The organism is Plantibacter sp. CFBP 8775 (assembly GCF_014839505.1).
Lineage (GTDB): Bacteria > Actinomycetota > Actinomycetes > Actinomycetales > Microbacteriaceae > Plantibacter > Plantibacter auratus.
Map to the genome: position 1 here is coordinate 1,573,092 of NZ_JACYNV010000001.1, position 16,774 is coordinate 1,589,865.

Sequence of the window (16,774 nt, forward strand, 5' to 3'; positions counted from 1 at the left end):
CGAGCCGGACTAGCGGCCGTCGGTCGTGTCGTCGCGTGCGGGCGGCAGCGGAGCGCTCGTGCCCGTCTTCAGGACGTCGCGGATCTCGGTGAGGAGCGACAGCTCGCTCGGTGCTGCCGGCTCGTCGGCGACGGTCGGCTTCGTCGTGATGCGCTTGAAGTGGTTCATCGGCAGGACGATGACGAAGTAGACGACGGCGGCGACGAGCACGAACTGGATCGCCGCGCCGAGGAACGCACCGAACTGCAGATCGGCCGTCTTCCCATCGAGGGTCGGGATGGAGACGACGAAGGCTTCCTTCAGGCTCTCCGCCTTGAAGAGTGCTCCGAGCAGCGGGTTGAAGATGTTCTCGACGAGCGAGTTGACGATGGCGGTGAACGCGGCCCCGATCACGACGGCCACGGCCAGGTCGATCACGTTGCCGCGGAGGATGAACTCCTTGAAGCCTTTGAGCATGGGGTCTCCCTGAGGATCGGGGATGGGCAGGACCCTGGCTACGCTACCGGCTCAGGACGTGGCGCTCCCGGCGGAGGCCGGTGTGGCGCTGGAGCCGGAGCTGGAGGAGCCGCCCGAGGAGGAGGATCCGCCCTTGGTGTCCGAGGAGGACGAGCTCGACGACCCCTCCGAGGACTTCGAGGAGGCCGGGATGGAGCTCGAGCCCTTGCCGGCACCGGCGCGGGAGTCCGTGCGGTAGAAGCCGGAGCCGTTGAACGTGACACCGACCGCGCTGAACAGCTTGCGCAGCTTGCCGGAGCACGCCGGGCACTCGGTGAGGGAGTCGTCGGTGAAGGACTGCTGGACGTCGAAAGCGTTGCCGCACTCGGTGCAGCGGTAGGCGTAGGTGGGCACGGGGTCTCCTGGGATGTGGTGGGTCGGCGCGCTCAGCGGCGCAGTCTGACCTGGTCGAAGTCGAGGATGCGGCTCGGGGTCACGGCACCGCCGACGGGTTCGTCGTGGATCTCGCTCGGGACCTCGTCGAGGATCTCGGTGTCGTACAGCACGGCGTAGACGGGTGGGCAGCGCTCCATCGAGCCGAGCGTCTTGTCGAAGTACCCGCGACCCCAGCCCATGCGCATGCCGTGGGCGTCGACGGCGGCCGCGGGGACGAGGATGAGGTCGACGTCGTTGATCGCGATGGGACCGAGGGTGGTACCCACGACCTCGGGGGTACCGGCGAATCCCACCGTCTCGATGCCCGCTTCGCCGATCGTCCAGTCGAGGAGCCCGTCGGTGCGGGTGATGGGGAACAGGATGCGGATGCCCGCCTCCTGCGCCCACTGGAGGAAGGGACGGGTGTCGGGCTCGCTCGGGGAGGAGAGGTAGCAGGCGATGGAGCTCGCGCCGAAGCGGGAGACGAGGGCTCGGAGGTTGTCCGTCAGGCCGGTGGTCGAGCGCTCCTTCTCCAGGGAGGTGAGCAGCTCCCGCCGCTCACGGAGCTCGGCGCGCAGCGCTCGTTTCTCGTGTTCGGCGGGGCTCGTCATGCGACCCATTCTAAACGGCTCGTCGTCGCGCCCGGCTCGTTGCCCGACGTCTTACCCGACATCCGCCGCCTCGTCCAGGGGTTCAGGGGATTTCACCCTCGTTCGAGGGGGTATTCGGCGACTTCCCCGACTCCACACGATAGGTTTTCCCTCATGACCACTCGTGTTACCAAAGCAGTCATCCCCGCAGCAGGTCTCGGCACCCGGTTCCTTCCGGCGACGAAGGCCCTGCCGAAGGAGATGCTCCCTGTCGTCGACAAGCCGGCCATCCAGTACGTCGTCGAGGAGGCCGTCAGCGCCGGGCTCGCCGATGTGCTCATGATCATCGGCCGCAACAAGAACGCCCTCGCCAACCACTTCGACCGCGTGACCGAGCTCGAGCTCAACCTCGCGAAGAAGGGCGACACCCAGCGCCTCGAGAAGGTCAACGAGTCGAGTGAGCTCGCCGACATCCACTTCCTGCGCCAGGGAGACCCGAAGGGCCTCGGCCACGCCGTCCTGCGGGCCAAGCGCCACGTCGGCCACGAGCCCTTCGCCGTGCTCCTCGGCGACGACCTGATCGACGCCCGCGACGTCCTCCTCGAGCGCATGCTCGACGAGCAGGACAAGCGGAACGCGACGATCATCGCTCTCATGGAGGTCGACCCCGATTCGATCCACATGTACGGTGCAGCAGCCGTCGAGGCCACCGACGACGCCGACGTCGTGCGGGTGACCGGCCTCGTCGAGAAGCCTGCGAAGGAGGACGCCCCGTCCAACCTCGCCATCATCGGCCGCTACGTGCTGAAGCCCGAGGTGTTCGAGATCCTCGAGCGCACCGAGCCGGGCAAGGGTGGCGAGATCCAGCTGACCGACGCACTCCAGGAGATGGCCGCAGACGTCGAAGGCACGGGCGGCGTCTACGGCGTCATCTTCCGTGGCCGTCGCTACGACACGGGCGACCGCCTCGACTACATCAAGGCGATCGTGCAGCTCGCGGTCGACCGCGAGGACCTCGGTCCCGAGCTCCGTCCGTGGCTCAAGGGCTTCGCCGGGGACCTCGACTGAGTCCATCGGACGACACACGACGCGCCCCGGGTCCGCAGCAGCGGATCTCGGGGCGCGGTGCTGTCGGCACCACGGTGTCGGTGCATCGGTGAGCGCTCCATTAGGCTCACCACAGAACGCGAGAGGGGTGGCACGGTGGCGCAGGTCGTACCCGTTCTGAGCAGTGGGCGAGTGAGCATCCGGCCGATCAAGGTCCGTGACGCGAGGCCGCTCGAGCGCGAGCTCGCGGAGAACCGTGCCTGGTTGCGCCGCTGGGAGGCGACGAGCCCCTACGGCCCGGTCCCGGCCGACAGCCGTGCGGCGATCCGGTCGTTGCAGAACCACGCGCGCTCGGGTGCCGGCCTCCCGTTCGTCGTCGAGGTCGATGGTGAGTTCGCCGGCCAGCTCAACGTCTCCGGCATCACCTACGGTTCGTTGGCCTCGGCGTCGATCGGCTACTGGGTCTCCCAGCGGTTCGCGGGTCTCGGTGCCACACCGATCGCGACTGCCCTGGCCACCGACCACTGCTTCACCGCCCTGCAGCTCCATCGTCTGGAGATCTGCATCCGGCCCGAGAACGCTCCGAGCCTGCGGGTCGTCGAGAAGCTCGGGTTCCGGTACGAGGGACTGCGACGCCGCTTCATCCACATCGACGGCGACTGGCGCGACCACTTCTGTTTCGGCCTCGTCCGTGAAGAGGTCCCGGGCGGCGTCCTGAACCGGTGGTTGGATGGACAGGTCCCGAAGGACGCGTGCGTGATCCCCGAGGCCGACCGTCTCGCGGCCGCGGCACCCTTCCCCACCCGCTGACCCGGTAGCCGTTTTCCCCCTCTATCCGGGGACACACCCGACGACTGCCCGTCTCCGGTCGTTGCACCCGCTACGGTCAGGGACATGGACGGCGGATTCCTGAGCGGTGGGGTGATCATTCTGGTCGCAGCGATGCTGTGGCTGGTGTACCTGGTGCCGTCGTGGGTGCGCGACAGCCAGTTCTCCGCCAGCGAGCGCAACGCGATCCGGTTGCAGCAGACGCTCCGTGTGCTCGCCGAGACGGCTGAGGTCCCGGAGGCCGTGCGGCTCGAGGCGACGTCGCGTGAGGTCGCCGCGCAGCGCAAGCTCCTCAAGCAGCTCGAGGCCAGGACGAAGGCGACGGCTGAGGCTGCGGCCCGCGTCGAACTCGCCGAAGCTGATCGCATCCGCCGCGAGGAGGAGGCCAGGGCTGTGCAGGCCGAAGCCGCCGCCCGTGCCGCGGAGGACGCTCGTCGTGCTGCCGCTGCCGCCGCCCGTGCCGTGCAGCGCAACGCCCGAGCGGCGAAGCTCGCGCGGAGCCGTCGTCGCTCCAGGCTGCTCGCGACCACCGTGTTGGTCGCCTCCATCATCGGGTTCTGCTCCGGCGTGACCGCGTTCCTCGCGGGTGGCGGTCTCGTCCTCGGTATCTCGTCCACGGTCGTCGGGCTGCTCGCGCTCTCTGCGCTCTCCCGCATGTCGCGCATCGCCCACCGCGCCGTCGCGCCGGTACCGGCGGTCGCGGTCACGACCAGGCGCGTCGAGTCGGCGCTCTTCGAGTACAACGAGCCCGTCAAGGCGGCATCGCAGGCGCAGACGTGGACCCCGACGTCCATCCCGAAGCCGCTCCACCTCTCCGAGGGCTCCTCGGCTGCCGCCGAGCTGGCGAAGGCCGACGCCTACGATCGCCTGCGCCAGGCGGCCATGCAGGAGGCCATCGCCTCTCGCGCCGAGCGTCTCGCGCCGGTCGTGCCGACGATCGTCCGTCGTCCGGAGCCCGTCGCCGCTCCGCAGCCCGAGCGCGTCGAGGCGCAGCCGGCGCCGAGTCGTTTCGCCTCGATGGGCGTCATCGACGAGGGCGAGATCGCCGCCGGCGGCTCGACCCTGCTGCAGCGTCGCCGCGCCGCGGGCTGAGCCCCGACCGCGCCCGTCCGGTCGTTCATGAACCGGTCACCGGCGACGGATAGACTCGTCGAGGGGGTTCGTCGCTCGGTTCTCGTCGACGCCCTGGAATGCGAAAGGTGACCATGGGCGTGTGGCGGAAGAGCCGGCGGAAGCCGATGAAGCCCTACGTCGCGCCCCCTGAGGTGGCTCCGCCGCCGGTCGAGCACGCGGTCGAGGAGGGCCTCCTCATCGCGCGGTCCTGGACCGTGGTCGAGGTCACGAACTGGATCATCGAGCGAGCACTCCGCGACGGCGCGTCCTACGACGCCGAGGCGACGCAGGCGGCGGTCCGGCGCGAGCTGGGTCGCATGGCTGACGAGCAGGAGGAGTACGCCGACCTCGCACGGGAGGCGCGCCAGACGGCGTTCCAGCGGCGGGGGAGTGCTCGTCACCAGCACGACTACCGCGCGGGTGACCTGAGCGCCTTATCCCGTCGCCGCGAGGTGTACTCGGGGCTCGCCGCCGAACTCCGTCGGGTGAGCAAGGACGAGGAGTTCGTCGCGGCGATCGCGGAATCCGCTCGTGAGCGTGCGTGGGGCGACCTGGAGCGCGCCATCCAGGCGAAGCTCGACCGGGTCCTCGACGAGCCGGTCGTCGACGAGCACTATCGGCGTGCCCGGAGCCAGCGGCTCCGCTGGTTCCGCGATCTCGACCTCGCTGCCCTCATCGCCGCCAATCCGAAGGACGGCAGCATGCCGGTCGACGACGGCCCGAACCCCTACGAGGACTAGCGCGGCCGGTTCGAAACGGCTCGCCGGTTCTGCTAGCCTGGACGAGTAGTTGGGCCCATGGCGCAGTCCGGTAGCGCACCTCGTTCGCATCGAGGGGGTCAGGGGTTCGAATCCCCTTGGGTCCACCAGCTGCAACGACAACCCCGCACCTCACGGTGTGGGGTTGTCGTGTTTCCGGGTGTCGGCAGCTCCCTGTCCCGTGTCGGCGGCGCCCCGCGTCCTGTACGGTCGGGAGCACGGCGCCGCTTCGGTTCCCGTGAACGGGACGAGCAGTCATGCCAGCAGCATCCGAACCGACCGTGCAGCACGACGCCGTCCTCGGGGTGATCGGCACCTCGCTGAAACCTGACGAACGACGCGTGCCGATCCACCCGGCGCACTTCGAGCGCATCCCGGAGGAGTTCCGGTCTCGGATCGTCGTGGAGCACGGCTACGGTGCCCGGTTCGGCGTCTCCGACGAAGAGATCGCCCCCTACGTCCGCTCGTTCGCGACGCGCGCCGAGGTCATCGAGCAGGCCGACGTCGTCCTCCTGCCGAAACCGCAGCTCGAGGACGTCCAGGAGCTCCGCGACGGGCAGACGCTCTGGGGTTGGCCGCACTGCGTCCAGGACTCCGCGCTGACGCAGCTCGCGATCGACAAACGGCTCACGCTGATCGCCTTCGAGGCGATGAACCACTGGGCCGCCGACGGCAGCTTCGGGTTGCACGTCTTCCACAAGAACAACGAACTCGCCGGCTACAGCTCGGTGATCCACGCGTTGGAGCTCTGCGGCTCCACCGGCAGCTACGGCCGTCGCCTGACCGCCGTGGTCATCGGCTTCGGCGCGACCGCCCGAGGTGCCGTGACCGCGCTCAACGCCCATGGGATCCACGACGTGCGCGTGCTCACCAACCGCCGGGTCGCGGCGGTCGCGGCGCCCATCCACTCCGCCCGCATGATCCAGTTCGACCACGACGACGGCCCGTACCTGAGCGAGGTCATCACCGACGAGGGTCGCGTGCCACTCGCGCCCTTCCTGGCCGAGAGTGACATCGTCGTCAACTGCACGCTGCAGGACCCCAACGCACCACTGCTCTACCTCCGCGAGGACGACCTCGGTGCGTTCCGGCCCGGGAGCCTCATCGTGGACGTCTCCTGCGACGAGGGGATGGCCTTCGAGTGGGCGCGCACGACCGGGTTCGACGACCCGATGTTCACCGTCGGGCCCGGGGAGATCAACTACTACGCGGTCGACCACAGCCCCTCGCTGCTGTGGAACTCGTCCAGCTGGGAGAACAGCGAGGCGTTGCTGCCGTTCCTGCCCACCGTCCTGGCCGGACCGGCCGCCTGGGTTGACAGCCTGACCGTCCAGCGGGCCGTCGAGATCCAGGACGGCGTCATCCTCAACCCGGCGATCACCGAGTTCCAGCACCGGTCGGCCGAGTATCCGCACGAGGTCCTGCCGGACTGATCGGGTCTCGGCGGACCGTTCAAGCAGTGGGGCCGCGGCGGGCCTCTCGGTGTACCGCTGACGGAGGCACCCCGCCCGGGAGGTCTCTCGCGAGCACTCCGACAGGCTCAGTGACCGGGAGAGGTGCACCCGGAACCCTCCGGTCTCCGGGCTCGTCGGAGGGTAGCCCGGTGACCTGACGGAACCGATGAACGTCCAGCGGTCCCTGACCTCCGTTCCCTGAGCCTGTCGAAGGGCCCACGGGGAAGGTTCCCAATCCGGCGGCACCTCTCCGGTCCGTGGGCAGCTCCTCTGATCCCTGAGTAACTCCTTCCGGTCCCTGAGCTTGTCGAAGGGCGCACGAGCAACTTCCAAAACCGGGCCGACTCGGCATCTGGAATGTCAGTGGTCCATGGTGGACTGGAGTCATGTCCGAGAGCACCACCTCCGCAGCTCGAGCTGGCGATGACTACGCCGCGCAGCTCGCGGAATTCTCGGACGAGTACGCGGAGATCTGCCGGCAGCAGGCTGTGCTGGCTGCCCGAACGGCTCGGCTCCTGGCCCGGTCAGCGGCCTACGCCGACGCCTTTGCGGACACGGTCGTCCCGGCCGCGTTCCCGCCCGCCGAGCGCCGTGCCTTGTCCCGTCGCTCCACGTGCGCGGCGCTCGCGATGGCGACCCGCATACCCGAGCAGACTGTGCAGCGGGCGACGAATGACGCCGAGGCGCTCGTCAACGACGCCCCGGCCGTGCTCGAGTCGCTCGAGGCGGGCCGTATCTCGGCTCGGCACGCCAAGACGATCACCGACCAGCTCTGCGACGTGCCCACCGACGGGCGGGCCGTGTTCCTCGCCACGGTGCTCCCGGTCGCAGAGCAGGCCACCGATGCGGAGCTCCGCAGGCGAGCTCGTGTCCTTCGCGAGCGCCTGCATCCGGAGTCGATCACGTCCCGCTCGAAGCGTTCCGAAGCGGACCGCCGGGTGGAGGTCGAGCCCGCGGCCGACGGCATGGCCTGGGTGCACCTGTTCACCACGGCACCCATCGCGCTGGGCATCGCCGAGCGGGTCGACGCAGCGGCCGCAGAGTCGCGCAAGGCGGGTGACACACGCACCTGCGCGCAGCTCCAGGCGGATGCCCTGGCGGCGCTCGCCCTCACCGGGGTGACCCCGGACGACGTGATGTCGAGCCCGGTCCTTCCGCATCCGATCGAGGTCCAGGAACACATTAAGCCGACCGTGCAGATCACGGTCCCAGCGCTCAGCATGGCCGGCGTCAGCGACGCCCCGGCCACCCTCGACGGCTACGGGCCGATCGATCCTGAGACTGCGGCACGTATCGCGGTGAACGCGCCGAGCTTCACTCGGATCCTGGTCCAGCCCGAAACCGGTGCGATCCTCTCCGTCGGTCGCAACCAGTACCGCGTTCCGGCTGATCTGCAGCGCGCGGTGCGCTTGCGGGACGGCACCTGTCGCGCACCGGGCTGCGGCAGGCGCGCCCGGGCCTGTGACCTCGACCATTCCGTCGCCTGGGACGACGGCGGCACAACAGATGTCGGCAACCTCGCTTGCCTGTGTCGACATCACCACCGCATGAAGCACCTCCCCGGATGGAACCTCGACCACGGACCAGGCGGCGCGCTCGAGTGGACGACACCCGACGGGAAGCATCACCGGACCGAACCGGACCCCGCACCGTTCTGACCTCCGCCGGTCCCTGAGCCTGTCGAAGGGTTCTTCGTGGGCACTTCGACAAGCTCAGTGACCGGGAAACGTCTGTCCGCACTGCCTCGGTCTCCGAGCTGTGCCGCACTTCGACAGGCTCAGTGACCGGGAGCGGTTTATTCGGCATGTCTCGGTCCCTGAGCTTGTCGAAGGGTTTCCCGGGGGCACTTCGACGGGCTCAGTGATCGGGGGAGGTGTGCCCGGAATGATGAGGCGTCCTCGTGGGCACTTCGACAGGCTCAGTGGCCGGAAGAGGTTTGCCCGCCATGTCTCGGTCCCTGAGCCTGTCGAAGGGCAGTCTGGGCCGCGTCACCTCGGTGAACGGGGAGGTTCGCTCCGTTCACGTGGGACGCGCCGGCCACGTGAACTCGGCCTGAGAGGTTCGTGGCAGGCCGCGCAAGCGGTCGAGCGCGGCATGCACCCGCCCCTACGCTGGACGCTTGCGCCGTACGGCATCGGTCGGCGGAGGAACACATAGTGCACGACCGGCTCGAGGAGGCATGGATGTTCGTTTGGCAGAGCTGGTGGGGTGTCGCCGCAGCGGCCGGGATAGCGCTGATCGCAGCGCTCGTCGTCATCGTGATCGTGTCGGTCTCCTTCCGGATGGCGGCGCGGCGGAGCGACTGGCCGGGTGCGCTCGCCGGAAGTGCCAGGCACCCCTTCCGGGCCCTCGTGATCCTGGTCGCCGTGTGGCCGGCGGTTGCGGCGACGCTTCCCGATGAGACCGCCCGTGGGTTCATCGACCAGACCTTCCGGATCGCCGTCATCGCCGCAGCGACATGGCTGGTCGCCGCGCTGCTCGCCTTCGTCATCGGGCTCGGCCAGGCCCGGTACCGCATCGACGTCCCGAACAACAAGGTCGCCCGCCGCATGCAGACACAGCTCGCGCTCGTCCGTCGCTTGGCGATCGCGGTCGTCGTCATCGTCGGTGTCGCGTCGATCCTCCTGACGTTCCCCGGCGTCCAGGGCGTCGGGGCGAGCGTGCTGGCCTCCGCCGGGGTCGTGAGCATCGTCGCCGGCCTCGCGGCGCAGTCCGTCCTCGGGAACGTGTTCGCCGGGATCCAGCTCGCCTTCAGCGATGCGATCCGGGTCGACGACGTCGTCATCGTCGAGGGGGAGTGGGGCCGGATCGAGGAGATTACCCTCACCTACGTCGTCGTCGGCATCTGGGACGATCGCCGCATGGTGCTCCCGTCCACCTACTTCACCTCCACGCCCTTCCAGAACTGGACGCGGAACACGAGCGAGCTGCTCGGGTCCGTCGAGTTCGACCTCGACTGGTGGGTGAGCCCCGCGGTCATGCGGACCGAGCTGGAACGCATCCTCGACCGCACCGACCTCTGGGACGGCCGGGCACAGGTCCTGCAGGTGACGGACGCCGTCGGCGGCTACGTGCGCATCCGCATCCTCGTCACCGCGGTGGACGCACCGACCCTCTTCGACCTCCGATGCCTCGTGCGCGAGCAGATGGTCGAGTGGATCCTCGCGCAGAACCCGTCGGCGATCCCGCGCAACCGGGTGCAGATGGTCGAGCAGGAGCCTCGTCCGGTGCCGAAGCGCGGCGGGCCGGTCACCGAGCCCGTCGGGCTGTTCAGCGGCAGCGCCGAGGCCGAGCAGCGCGCGAGCCTCTTCACCTCCTCGATCACCCTGCCCGACCTGGACGACGAGCCCGAACGCTGACCGTCGCGCGGCCGGACGCGTGTGCACCGAATCGTTGTCGTTCCGGCGATCCTGTATGCGCTTCCCGTCGCTACCATCAAGGGAACCTCGCCGGGTGACCTGCCGGCGGGCCGTCGGTGCTGCTGCCGATGTGAACGGACGGCGCCGGCCCGAACCCCGGCGACGGCATGCGAAGGAGACCGCGCGTGAACGACGACACCCTCTTCCTCACCGATGAGGACACCGCCGTCCCCGGCGAACGCCCGGAGCAGCGTCTCGAACGACGCTCCGCGTCCGTCCTGAAGCACCGACTCCTCGAGCAGGAACGGAAGCAGTTCGAGGAGTCCCTCGCCTCGGCCAAGGCGGACGGTGCCCTCGAACGCGCAGCGGCCCTCATCGTCTCCGCGCGGCGACGCTTCCTCATCGGGGCGTCGAAGTCGTTCACCTACGCGTCCCTCCTCGCCGCGGACCTCAGCTACGGCCTCGCGAACGTCACGCTCATCGACGGCACCATCGTGCGGCCGCTCGACGTCCTCAGCGACGTGCGGACGAGCGACGTCATGATCGCCGTGTCGCTGCAGCGGTACCGGAAGTACACGATCGACTCCGTCGTCCCGTTCGCCGAGGCGGGAGGCAGCCTCGTGCTCATCACCGACGCGCCGGACGCCCCGCTGACCCCGTACGCCGACGAGACGATCGTGCTCGGCCGTGCCGAGGACGGCCACCCGAGTTCCTCGATCGGGATCGCGCTCACCCTGCACATCCTCGCCACGCTCACGACGGCCAGCGCCAAGGGCGCCGGCCGTCGGGCGGTGGAGCGGGAGCGCCTCGCCGAGACGCTCGGGGTCTACGTCTCAGACGAGGACTGAGCGCGGACCGGGCTCAGCGTCCCGAGCCTTGCTCGTCGCGCACGATCGACAGGGGTTCCGTGATGTCCTCGAGTGACTTCCGCGCGGCGTCGACCCCGAAGATGAGGGCGATCAACCCGCCGAGGACCATCACGCCTGCACCGACGAAGTAGCCCACGGTGAGCGGACCGCGGTCCGTGCCATCACCGATCAGGATCCCGTAGAGCAGGGGCGCGACCGAACCCGCGATCTGTCCGATCGCGAAGAAGTAGCCGATCACCTGGCTGCGGAGCTCGAGCGGGAAGATCTCGCTCACGGTCAGGTAGGCGCTGGACGCACCGGCGGAGGCGAAGAAGAACGAGACGCACCAGAAGATCGTCTGGGTCGTCGCGTCAAGCGCACCGGCGTTGAAGAGCACCGCCGACACGGCCAGGACCGCTCCGGAGACCCCGTAGGTGAGGAAGATCATCTGGCGACGACCCCAGGTGTCGAACAGCCTGCCGAGGAGGAGCGGGCCGAGCAGGTTTCCGATCGCGAAGGGGAAGAAGTAGTACTGCGTCGACGAGGGGCTCGTGCCGTAGAAGTTCTGCAGCACGAGCGCGTAGGTGAAGAAGATCGCGTTGTACAGGAACGACTGCGTGATCATCATCGCGAGGCCGACGAAGGTGCGCTTCGGGTACTTCGAGAAGAGGACGCCGAAGATGGTCCGGATCGGGATGTGGCCCTGGGCCTGGACCGTGAGCGCCTTCGACTCGTCGACCGGCTCGATCGTCCCGCCCTGCTTGCGGACGGTCGCCTCGATGTCGTCGACTGTTGCCTCCGCCTCCTGTTCCCGACCGTGCGTCATGAGCCAGCGCGGACTCTCGGGGATGTGGCGTCGCAGGAAGATGATGGCGAGACCGAGGACCGGCCCGATGAAGAATCCGATGCGCCAGCCGACGTCCTCGGCGAAGTAGTCGGTGTTCAGCAGGAACAGGTTCGCCGCCGATCCGAGGGCGGCGCCACCCCAGTAGGTGCCGTTGATGGCGATGTCGACGTGCCCGCGGTACTTCGACGGGATGAGCTCGTCGATGGCCGAGTTGATCGCCGCATACTCGCCGCCGATACCCATGCCGGCGAAGAACCGGAAGATGGCGAGGAACCAGAACGTGGGGGACAAGCCCGCGATGCCGCTCGCGACGAGGTAGATCGCGAGGGTCAGGATGAAGAGCTTCTTGCGGCCGAGGCGGTCCGCCATGCGGCCGAAGACGAGGGCACCCGTCACCTGGCCGAGCAGATAGATCGTCCCGAGGAGTCCGACCTCCGCCGCCGACAGCCCCAGCGACTTCTGGAATCCGGCGGAGGCGACGATCTGGATCTCGAGACCGTCCAGCACCCATGAGAAGCCGAGACCGACGACGATCATCCAGTGGAACCGGGTCCACGGCAATCGGTCCATCCTGGCGGGGACGAGGCTCCGCACCGGGGCAGGTCGCCCGGAGGTCGACGTGTTCGACATGGAATGACTCCTTCCACGGCCGTCCCGTCGACGGTCGATCCGGGAGATGACGCTACTCCCGCGGCGGGCATCGGACGTCGCTGATCGGTGCCCCTTGACTTCGTCCTGGCGGAGGAGCACCCTACGCCCGGCACCCCGTGCGATGGCGCCCGGTGGCGCGGAATGGTCGTACGCTCGAAGCGCGACGAGATCGCGGACGGCTGCCGAGGGCCGTCGAGGAGGAGGCGGCATGCACCTGGTCGAGGACAGCACCGAGACGGACATCACGCGGGTCTTCCAGGACCGGATCACCTCCGGCGTCGCCCCGGGATCGTACGTCGCCGTGTTCGACCGCGAGCGGGTCCGGTTCGAGCAGGGGTTCGGCGGGGTCGCCGTGGGCGGTCCGGTGCCCGACGCCGACACGCTGTTCCGCATCGCCTCCTGCACGAAGAGCTTCACCGCCGCCGTGCTTCTCATCCTCCGCGATGCCGGCCGCCTCGACCTGGACGCGCCAGTGGACGGGTTCGTGCCGGAGTTCGCGCCGGTGCTCCCTGACGGGATCGCCGTCCGGCCGACCGTGCGGATGCTCCTGACGATGTCGGGTGGGCTCGGAACGGACGATCCGTGGGGTGACCGCCAGGAGTCGATCAGCGTGGACGAGTTCCGGCGGCTGCTCGTGCGCGGCGTCCGATGCGTCACGACACCCGGGACGGCGTTCTCCTACTCGAACCTCGGCTATGCGCTGCTCGGGCAGGTCATCGAGCGTGTGACCGGTGGCTCCTACATCGATGCGGTGACCTCGCTCCTGCTGGAGCCGCTCGGGCTCGGCGCCGTGTTCGAGCGACCCGAGGGCGACGGGGCGGTCACGGCGACCGGTCATCGTGTCCGCCGCGAACGGGCCGCCGATGAAGACGGCCGATTCGTCGAGGTCCCGTTCTCCGGCCCCGGGGTCTTCTCCTCGATCGGCGGACTCTTCGCCTCGGCCTCCACCCTGATCGGATGGGTGCGCTGGCTCGACGGCGCCTGGACCGGGGACGAGACCGGACCACTGTCGAGCGCCAGCCGTCGCGAGATGCAGCAGCTGCACCGGCTGGCTCCGTCGCGGCCCACCCTCGACGGCGTGCCGCCGAGACTCGCGCTCGGCTACGGCTTCGGCCTCTTCGTCGAGGAGGACGCCGACCTCGGGACGCTCGTCTCGCACTCGGGCGGCTACCCCGGCTACAGCGCCCACATGCGGTGGCACCCGACATCGGGGTTCGGTGTCGTCGCCTTCGAGAACGCCGGCTACGCGGCCGTGGCGAAGCCCGCCGAACAGGCCCTGCGGCTGGCGATCGCGGGCGCCCAGGCCTCCGGCGAGCTGCCGGAACCGGCGATCCGCCCCTGGCCGGAGACGCTTGTGGCATCCATGACCGCGACCGGGTTGCTGTCGCACTGGGACGACCGCGTCGCCGCCTCGCTGTTCGCCGAGAACGTCGCCCTCGACCGCCCGCTGGACGAGCGACGCGAAGCGGTCGACGCCGCTGTCACCGCCGTCGGTGGCATCGCCGAGGTGGCTTCGGGGCGCGCGACGCCGATCTGCGATTCGCCGGACCACCTGGTCTGGTTCGTCGAGGGGACGGAGGGCCGCCTCCGCCTGGAGGTCCGGATGACACCCGTGCTGCCACTCCGGGTCCAGACCTTCACGGTGACGGTCGACGACCAGGGGGAGTGAACGCCGAACGCCGGCAGCTGAGGCTCAGCTACCGGCGTTCAGGTGGAACAGGGCGGTCCGGTTCAGCCGATCGAGTCGTCGTCGCCGTTGCCGTTGCGGTTCGTCGGGGAGATGTCCTCCGTCGACTCGACGTACTCGTAGTCGGTCGTCGTCGGGCCGTCGTGGTCGCCGGTGTTCGTCGCTTCGCCGACGGGACGGTAGATGAGCTGGCCTTCGCCGTAGGGCAGGACGAGCTCGCCGTCCTGACCGTCTTCGAGCGGGATGATCTCGCTGTCGAGCGGGCCGCCGGTGAGTTTCGCAAGAGTCTGTGACATGTCGCCAGCCTAGCCCCGACGACCGTCAGAGTGCTGCGATGGTCCAGGACACCCGGTGTGGTGTATTGGGAGCCAACACCACGAGATCGGTCCCGGTCGAGAAGGCGTCGGGGGGACAGGTCATCGGTTCGACGGCGAGCCCCAGTCGGTTCAGCTCCGCGACGGGCTGATCGGCCGTGTGCACCTGGACCCAGGGCAGACCCTCGCCCCAGTGCATCGCGACGCCACCGCCGGAGGGTGTCGTCACCCGCACCATGACCCGACCGTCGGCGTCGCGGTCGAGTGCCGTGTACGCATGGTCGATGAAGGTGTCGCCAATGGCCCGGGGTGCGCGGAAGTCGAAGTGTTCCGTCGCCTCCGTGTCGACCGGCTCCAGCGAGACCGGGATGAGCCGGTCCGGCGTGACGGTGAGCACCTCGGCGGCGGGCAGCTCGAGCGTCCAGTCGTCGACGCGCCCCTCTCCCGCGACGAGATAGGGGTGCGGCCCGGTGCCGTACGGGGCGTCGACGTCGCCGAGGTTCAGTGCCTCGACGTCAGTGCGGAGTCCGTCGTCGTCGAGCGTGTAGGTCGCGGTGACCTGGACACGGAACGGATAGCCCTCCTGCGCTTCGATGACCACGCGGAACGCCGCCGACGATGCGCTCGACGACACGAGGTCCCACTCCGACCAGGCGGCGAGCCCGTGGAGGGCGTGGCCGCGAGCGGGTTCGGTGAGCGCGAGCTGGTGGTCGACGCCGGCGAAGGTGTAGCGGCCGTCGACGACGCGGTTGGGCCACGGGGCGAGCATGGCGCCGCGGAACGCCGGACGGACCTCTTCCGCGTCGAACGGGACCACGAGGTCGCGGCCGTCGTGCTGCAGGAACCGCAGTGAGGCACCGACCGAGGCGATCGACGCGGTGTACGCACCGTGCTCGAGATCGACACGACGTCCTGAGATCGGACGTCGGTCGACGGAGGCGGACGGGGACACGGCGCTGGTGGATTCGGTCACGGCCCCATTCTGTCGCATCGTCGCCGACCGACCCGGCCGACTGGCGGTGCGGGTCGGGCAGTGGGACGCGGCTCAGTCGAGGGATCGGCCGCGCATGTCCGAGAGGAACAGTGCGGCGACCGCGGCGACGACGAAGAAGGCGGCGAACACGGAGAAGAGCATGGCCTGTCCTGCGAGGAGGAGCACCGGGACCGATAGCGGGGCGATGATCGAGGCGATGCGGCCGATGCCGGCGGCCCACCCCGCCCCGGTCGCACGGAGCGCCGTCGGGTACAGCTCCGGCGTCGTCGCGTACAGGGCGCCCCAGGCACCGAGGTTGCAGAAGGACAGGCACATGCCCAACACGATGATCATCGGTTCGGTCGTCGCGGTGCCGAACAGGACCGCCGACACCGCGGAACCCGCGAGGAAGGTCGCGAGGGTCTGCTTCCGTCCCCAAGCCTCGATCAACCACGCCGAGACGGCGTAGCCGGGGAGCTGGGCCAGGGTGATGATGAGCGTGAAACCGAAGGACCGGACGAGCGAGAAGCCGGAGGCCACGAGGATCGTCGGGATCCAGATGAACGCACCGTAGTAGGAGAAGTTGACGCAGAACCACACGATCCACAGCGCTCCGGTGTCGCGGCGGTGCGTGGGCACCCACAGTCCGAGGAGGCGCTGACCGGCGGAGAGGCCGGTGCTTACCGAGGTGTCGGTGGTGGTGTCGCCGGTGGCCTCCGGGTGGGCGACGCCGGCCGAGGCTTCGAACTCGCGGACGACAGCCTCGGCCTCGCGGTGGCGACCACGCGACTCGAGGAAGCGCACCGACTCCGGCAGTCGCGTCCGTACGATGGCCGCGTAGACCGCGGGCAATGCACCGATGGCGAGCGCCCAGCGCCACCCGTCGTCGCTCGTCGGCACGACCAGGTAACCGATGAGGGCGGCGGCGATCCACCCGACGGCCCAGAACGCCTCCAGGAACACGATGATCCGCCCGCGGATCCGCGGCGGGGCGAACTCGCTCATGAGGGTCGAGGCGACGGGCAGCTCGGCGCCGAGTCCGAGGCCGACGATGAACCGCAGCACGATGAGCACGCCGAGTCCCCAGGCCAGGGCCGAAGCCCCCGTCGCAATGCCGAACACGAGGAGCGTGATCGCGAAGACGTGGCGTCGACCGACCCGGTCGGCGAGCAAGCCGCCGAGCGTCGCACCGATGGCCATGCCGAGGAACCCGGCTGAGGCGATCCAGGAGAGCTCCGTGTTCCCGAGCTGCCACTGCACGGCGAGCTGGGCGAGGACGAAGGACACGAGTCCGACGTCCATGGCGTCGAGGGCCCAGCCGACGCCGGAACCGACGAGCAGTCGTCCGTGGGCCTTGGTGAACGGGAGCGCGTCGAGGCGCTCGCTGCGGGTGCGGGGTGTGGTGGGGGCGGTGGACACGTCACCATTCTGGTGC

General features: G+C 69.3%; 16 protein-coding genes and 1 tRNA gene. 10 read left to right on the plus strand and 7 right to left on the minus strand.

Going from position 1 to position 16,774, the window contains the following annotated elements:
• Positions 1 to 9 precede the first annotated feature (9 nt).
• The 3 genes from mscL to IFR14_RS07510 are packed head-to-tail and all read right to left on the minus strand — an operon-like array spanning position 10 to position 1,481.
• The gene (gene mscL, locus IFR14_RS07500) at positions 10 to 456 is read right to left on the minus strand and encodes a large conductance mechanosensitive channel protein MscL (protein WP_175116206.1); all 447 of its coding nucleotides are present in this window, start codon (positions 454 to 456) and stop codon (positions 10 to 12) included.
• Positions 457 to 507: 51 nt separating this feature from the next.
• A complete protein-coding gene (locus IFR14_RS07505; protein WP_124768910.1) occupies positions 508 to 849 on the minus strand; it encodes an FmdB family zinc ribbon protein in 342 nt (113 codons plus the stop codon).
• A gap of 32 nt (positions 850 to 881) precedes the next feature.
• Positions 882 to 1,481: a 5-formyltetrahydrofolate cyclo-ligase gene (locus IFR14_RS07510; RefSeq protein WP_191940702.1), complete on the minus strand. Its 600-nt coding sequence runs from the start codon at positions 1,479 to 1,481 to the stop codon at positions 882 to 884.
• A 153-nt stretch (positions 1,482 to 1,634) separates the two neighbouring features.
• Here IFR14_RS07510 and galU point away from each other — a divergent pair, with 153 nt between their 5' ends.
• The 9 genes from galU to IFR14_RS07555 all read left to right on the plus strand — a co-directional run bounded on the left by galU (position 1,635) and on the right by IFR14_RS07555 (position 10,867).
• The gene (gene galU, locus IFR14_RS07515; RefSeq protein ID WP_191940703.1) at positions 1,635 to 2,528 is read left to right on the plus strand and encodes a UTP--glucose-1-phosphate uridylyltransferase GalU; all 894 of its coding nucleotides are present in this window, start codon (positions 1,635 to 1,637) and stop codon (positions 2,526 to 2,528) included.
• A 135-nt stretch (positions 2,529 to 2,663) separates the two neighbouring features.
• A complete protein-coding gene (locus IFR14_RS07520; protein WP_191940704.1) occupies positions 2,664 to 3,317 on the plus strand; it encodes a GNAT family N-acetyltransferase in 654 nt (217 codons plus the stop codon).
• A gap of 84 nt (positions 3,318 to 3,401) precedes the next feature.
• Positions 3,402 to 4,427, plus strand: a complete 1,026-nt coding sequence (locus tag IFR14_RS07525; protein WP_191940705.1) for a hypothetical protein — start codon at positions 3,402 to 3,404, stop codon at positions 4,425 to 4,427.
• A 98-nt stretch (positions 4,428 to 4,525) separates the two neighbouring features.
• On the plus strand, positions 4,526 to 5,188 hold the full coding sequence (locus IFR14_RS07530; RefSeq protein ID WP_191940706.1) for a hypothetical protein: 663 nt from the start codon (positions 4,526 to 4,528) through the stop codon (positions 5,186 to 5,188).
• A 51-nt stretch (positions 5,189 to 5,239) separates the two neighbouring features.
• Positions 5,240 to 5,316, plus strand: a tRNA-Ala gene (locus IFR14_RS07535).
• A 147-nt stretch (positions 5,317 to 5,463) separates the two neighbouring features.
• A complete protein-coding gene (locus IFR14_RS07540; RefSeq protein WP_191940707.1) occupies positions 5,464 to 6,639 on the plus strand; it encodes a N(5)-(carboxyethyl)ornithine synthase in 1,176 nt (391 codons plus the stop codon).
• A gap of 407 nt (positions 6,640 to 7,046) precedes the next feature.
• Positions 7,047 to 8,318, plus strand: a complete 1,272-nt coding sequence (locus tag IFR14_RS07545; RefSeq protein ID WP_137242056.1) for an HNH endonuclease signature motif containing protein — start codon at positions 7,047 to 7,049, stop codon at positions 8,316 to 8,318.
• Between the two features lie 525 nt (positions 8,319 to 8,843).
• Positions 8,844 to 10,019 carry a mechanosensitive ion channel family protein gene (locus IFR14_RS07550; protein ID WP_086474686.1) on the plus strand — a complete coding sequence of 392 codons (1,176 nt, stop codon included), beginning with the start codon at positions 8,844 to 8,846 and terminating at the stop codon, positions 10,017 to 10,019.
• Between the two features lie 185 nt (positions 10,020 to 10,204).
• Complete coding sequence (locus tag IFR14_RS07555) at positions 10,205 to 10,867, plus strand: MurR/RpiR family transcriptional regulator (RefSeq protein ID WP_197977484.1); 663 nt, start codon at positions 10,205 to 10,207, stop codon at positions 10,865 to 10,867.
• Positions 10,868 to 10,880: 13 nt separating this feature from the next.
• Here IFR14_RS07555 and IFR14_RS07560 read toward each other — a convergent pair whose 3' ends face one another.
• Complete coding sequence (locus tag IFR14_RS07560; RefSeq protein WP_191940708.1) at positions 10,881 to 12,344, minus strand: MFS transporter; 1,464 nt, start codon at positions 12,342 to 12,344, stop codon at positions 10,881 to 10,883.
• A gap of 229 nt (positions 12,345 to 12,573) precedes the next feature.
• On the opposite strand from IFR14_RS07560, the gene IFR14_RS07565 reads away from it, so the two are divergent.
• Positions 12,574 to 14,034, plus strand: a complete 1,461-nt coding sequence (locus IFR14_RS07565; RefSeq protein ID WP_191940709.1) for a serine hydrolase domain-containing protein — start codon at positions 12,574 to 12,576, stop codon at positions 14,032 to 14,034.
• 62 nt (positions 14,035 to 14,096) lie between these two features.
• Here IFR14_RS07565 and IFR14_RS07570 read toward each other — a convergent pair whose 3' ends face one another.
• From IFR14_RS07570 to IFR14_RS07580, 3 genes are all read right to left on the minus strand, one after another.
• Positions 14,097 to 14,348 (minus strand): response regulator, encoded by a 252-nt coding sequence (locus tag IFR14_RS07570; protein WP_079001938.1) that lies wholly within the window; start codon positions 14,346 to 14,348, stop codon positions 14,097 to 14,099.
• Positions 14,349 to 14,373: 25 nt separating this feature from the next.
• Positions 14,374 to 15,339, minus strand: a complete 966-nt coding sequence (locus tag IFR14_RS07575; protein ID WP_446728075.1) for an aldose 1-epimerase family protein — start codon at positions 15,337 to 15,339, stop codon at positions 14,374 to 14,376.
• A gap of 72 nt (positions 15,340 to 15,411) precedes the next feature.
• Positions 15,412 to 16,758 carry an MFS transporter gene (locus IFR14_RS07580; protein WP_342365663.1) on the minus strand — a complete coding sequence of 449 codons (1,347 nt, stop codon included), beginning with the start codon at positions 16,756 to 16,758 and terminating at the stop codon, positions 15,412 to 15,414.
• Between the last annotated feature and the right edge of the window lie 16 nt (positions 16,759 to 16,774).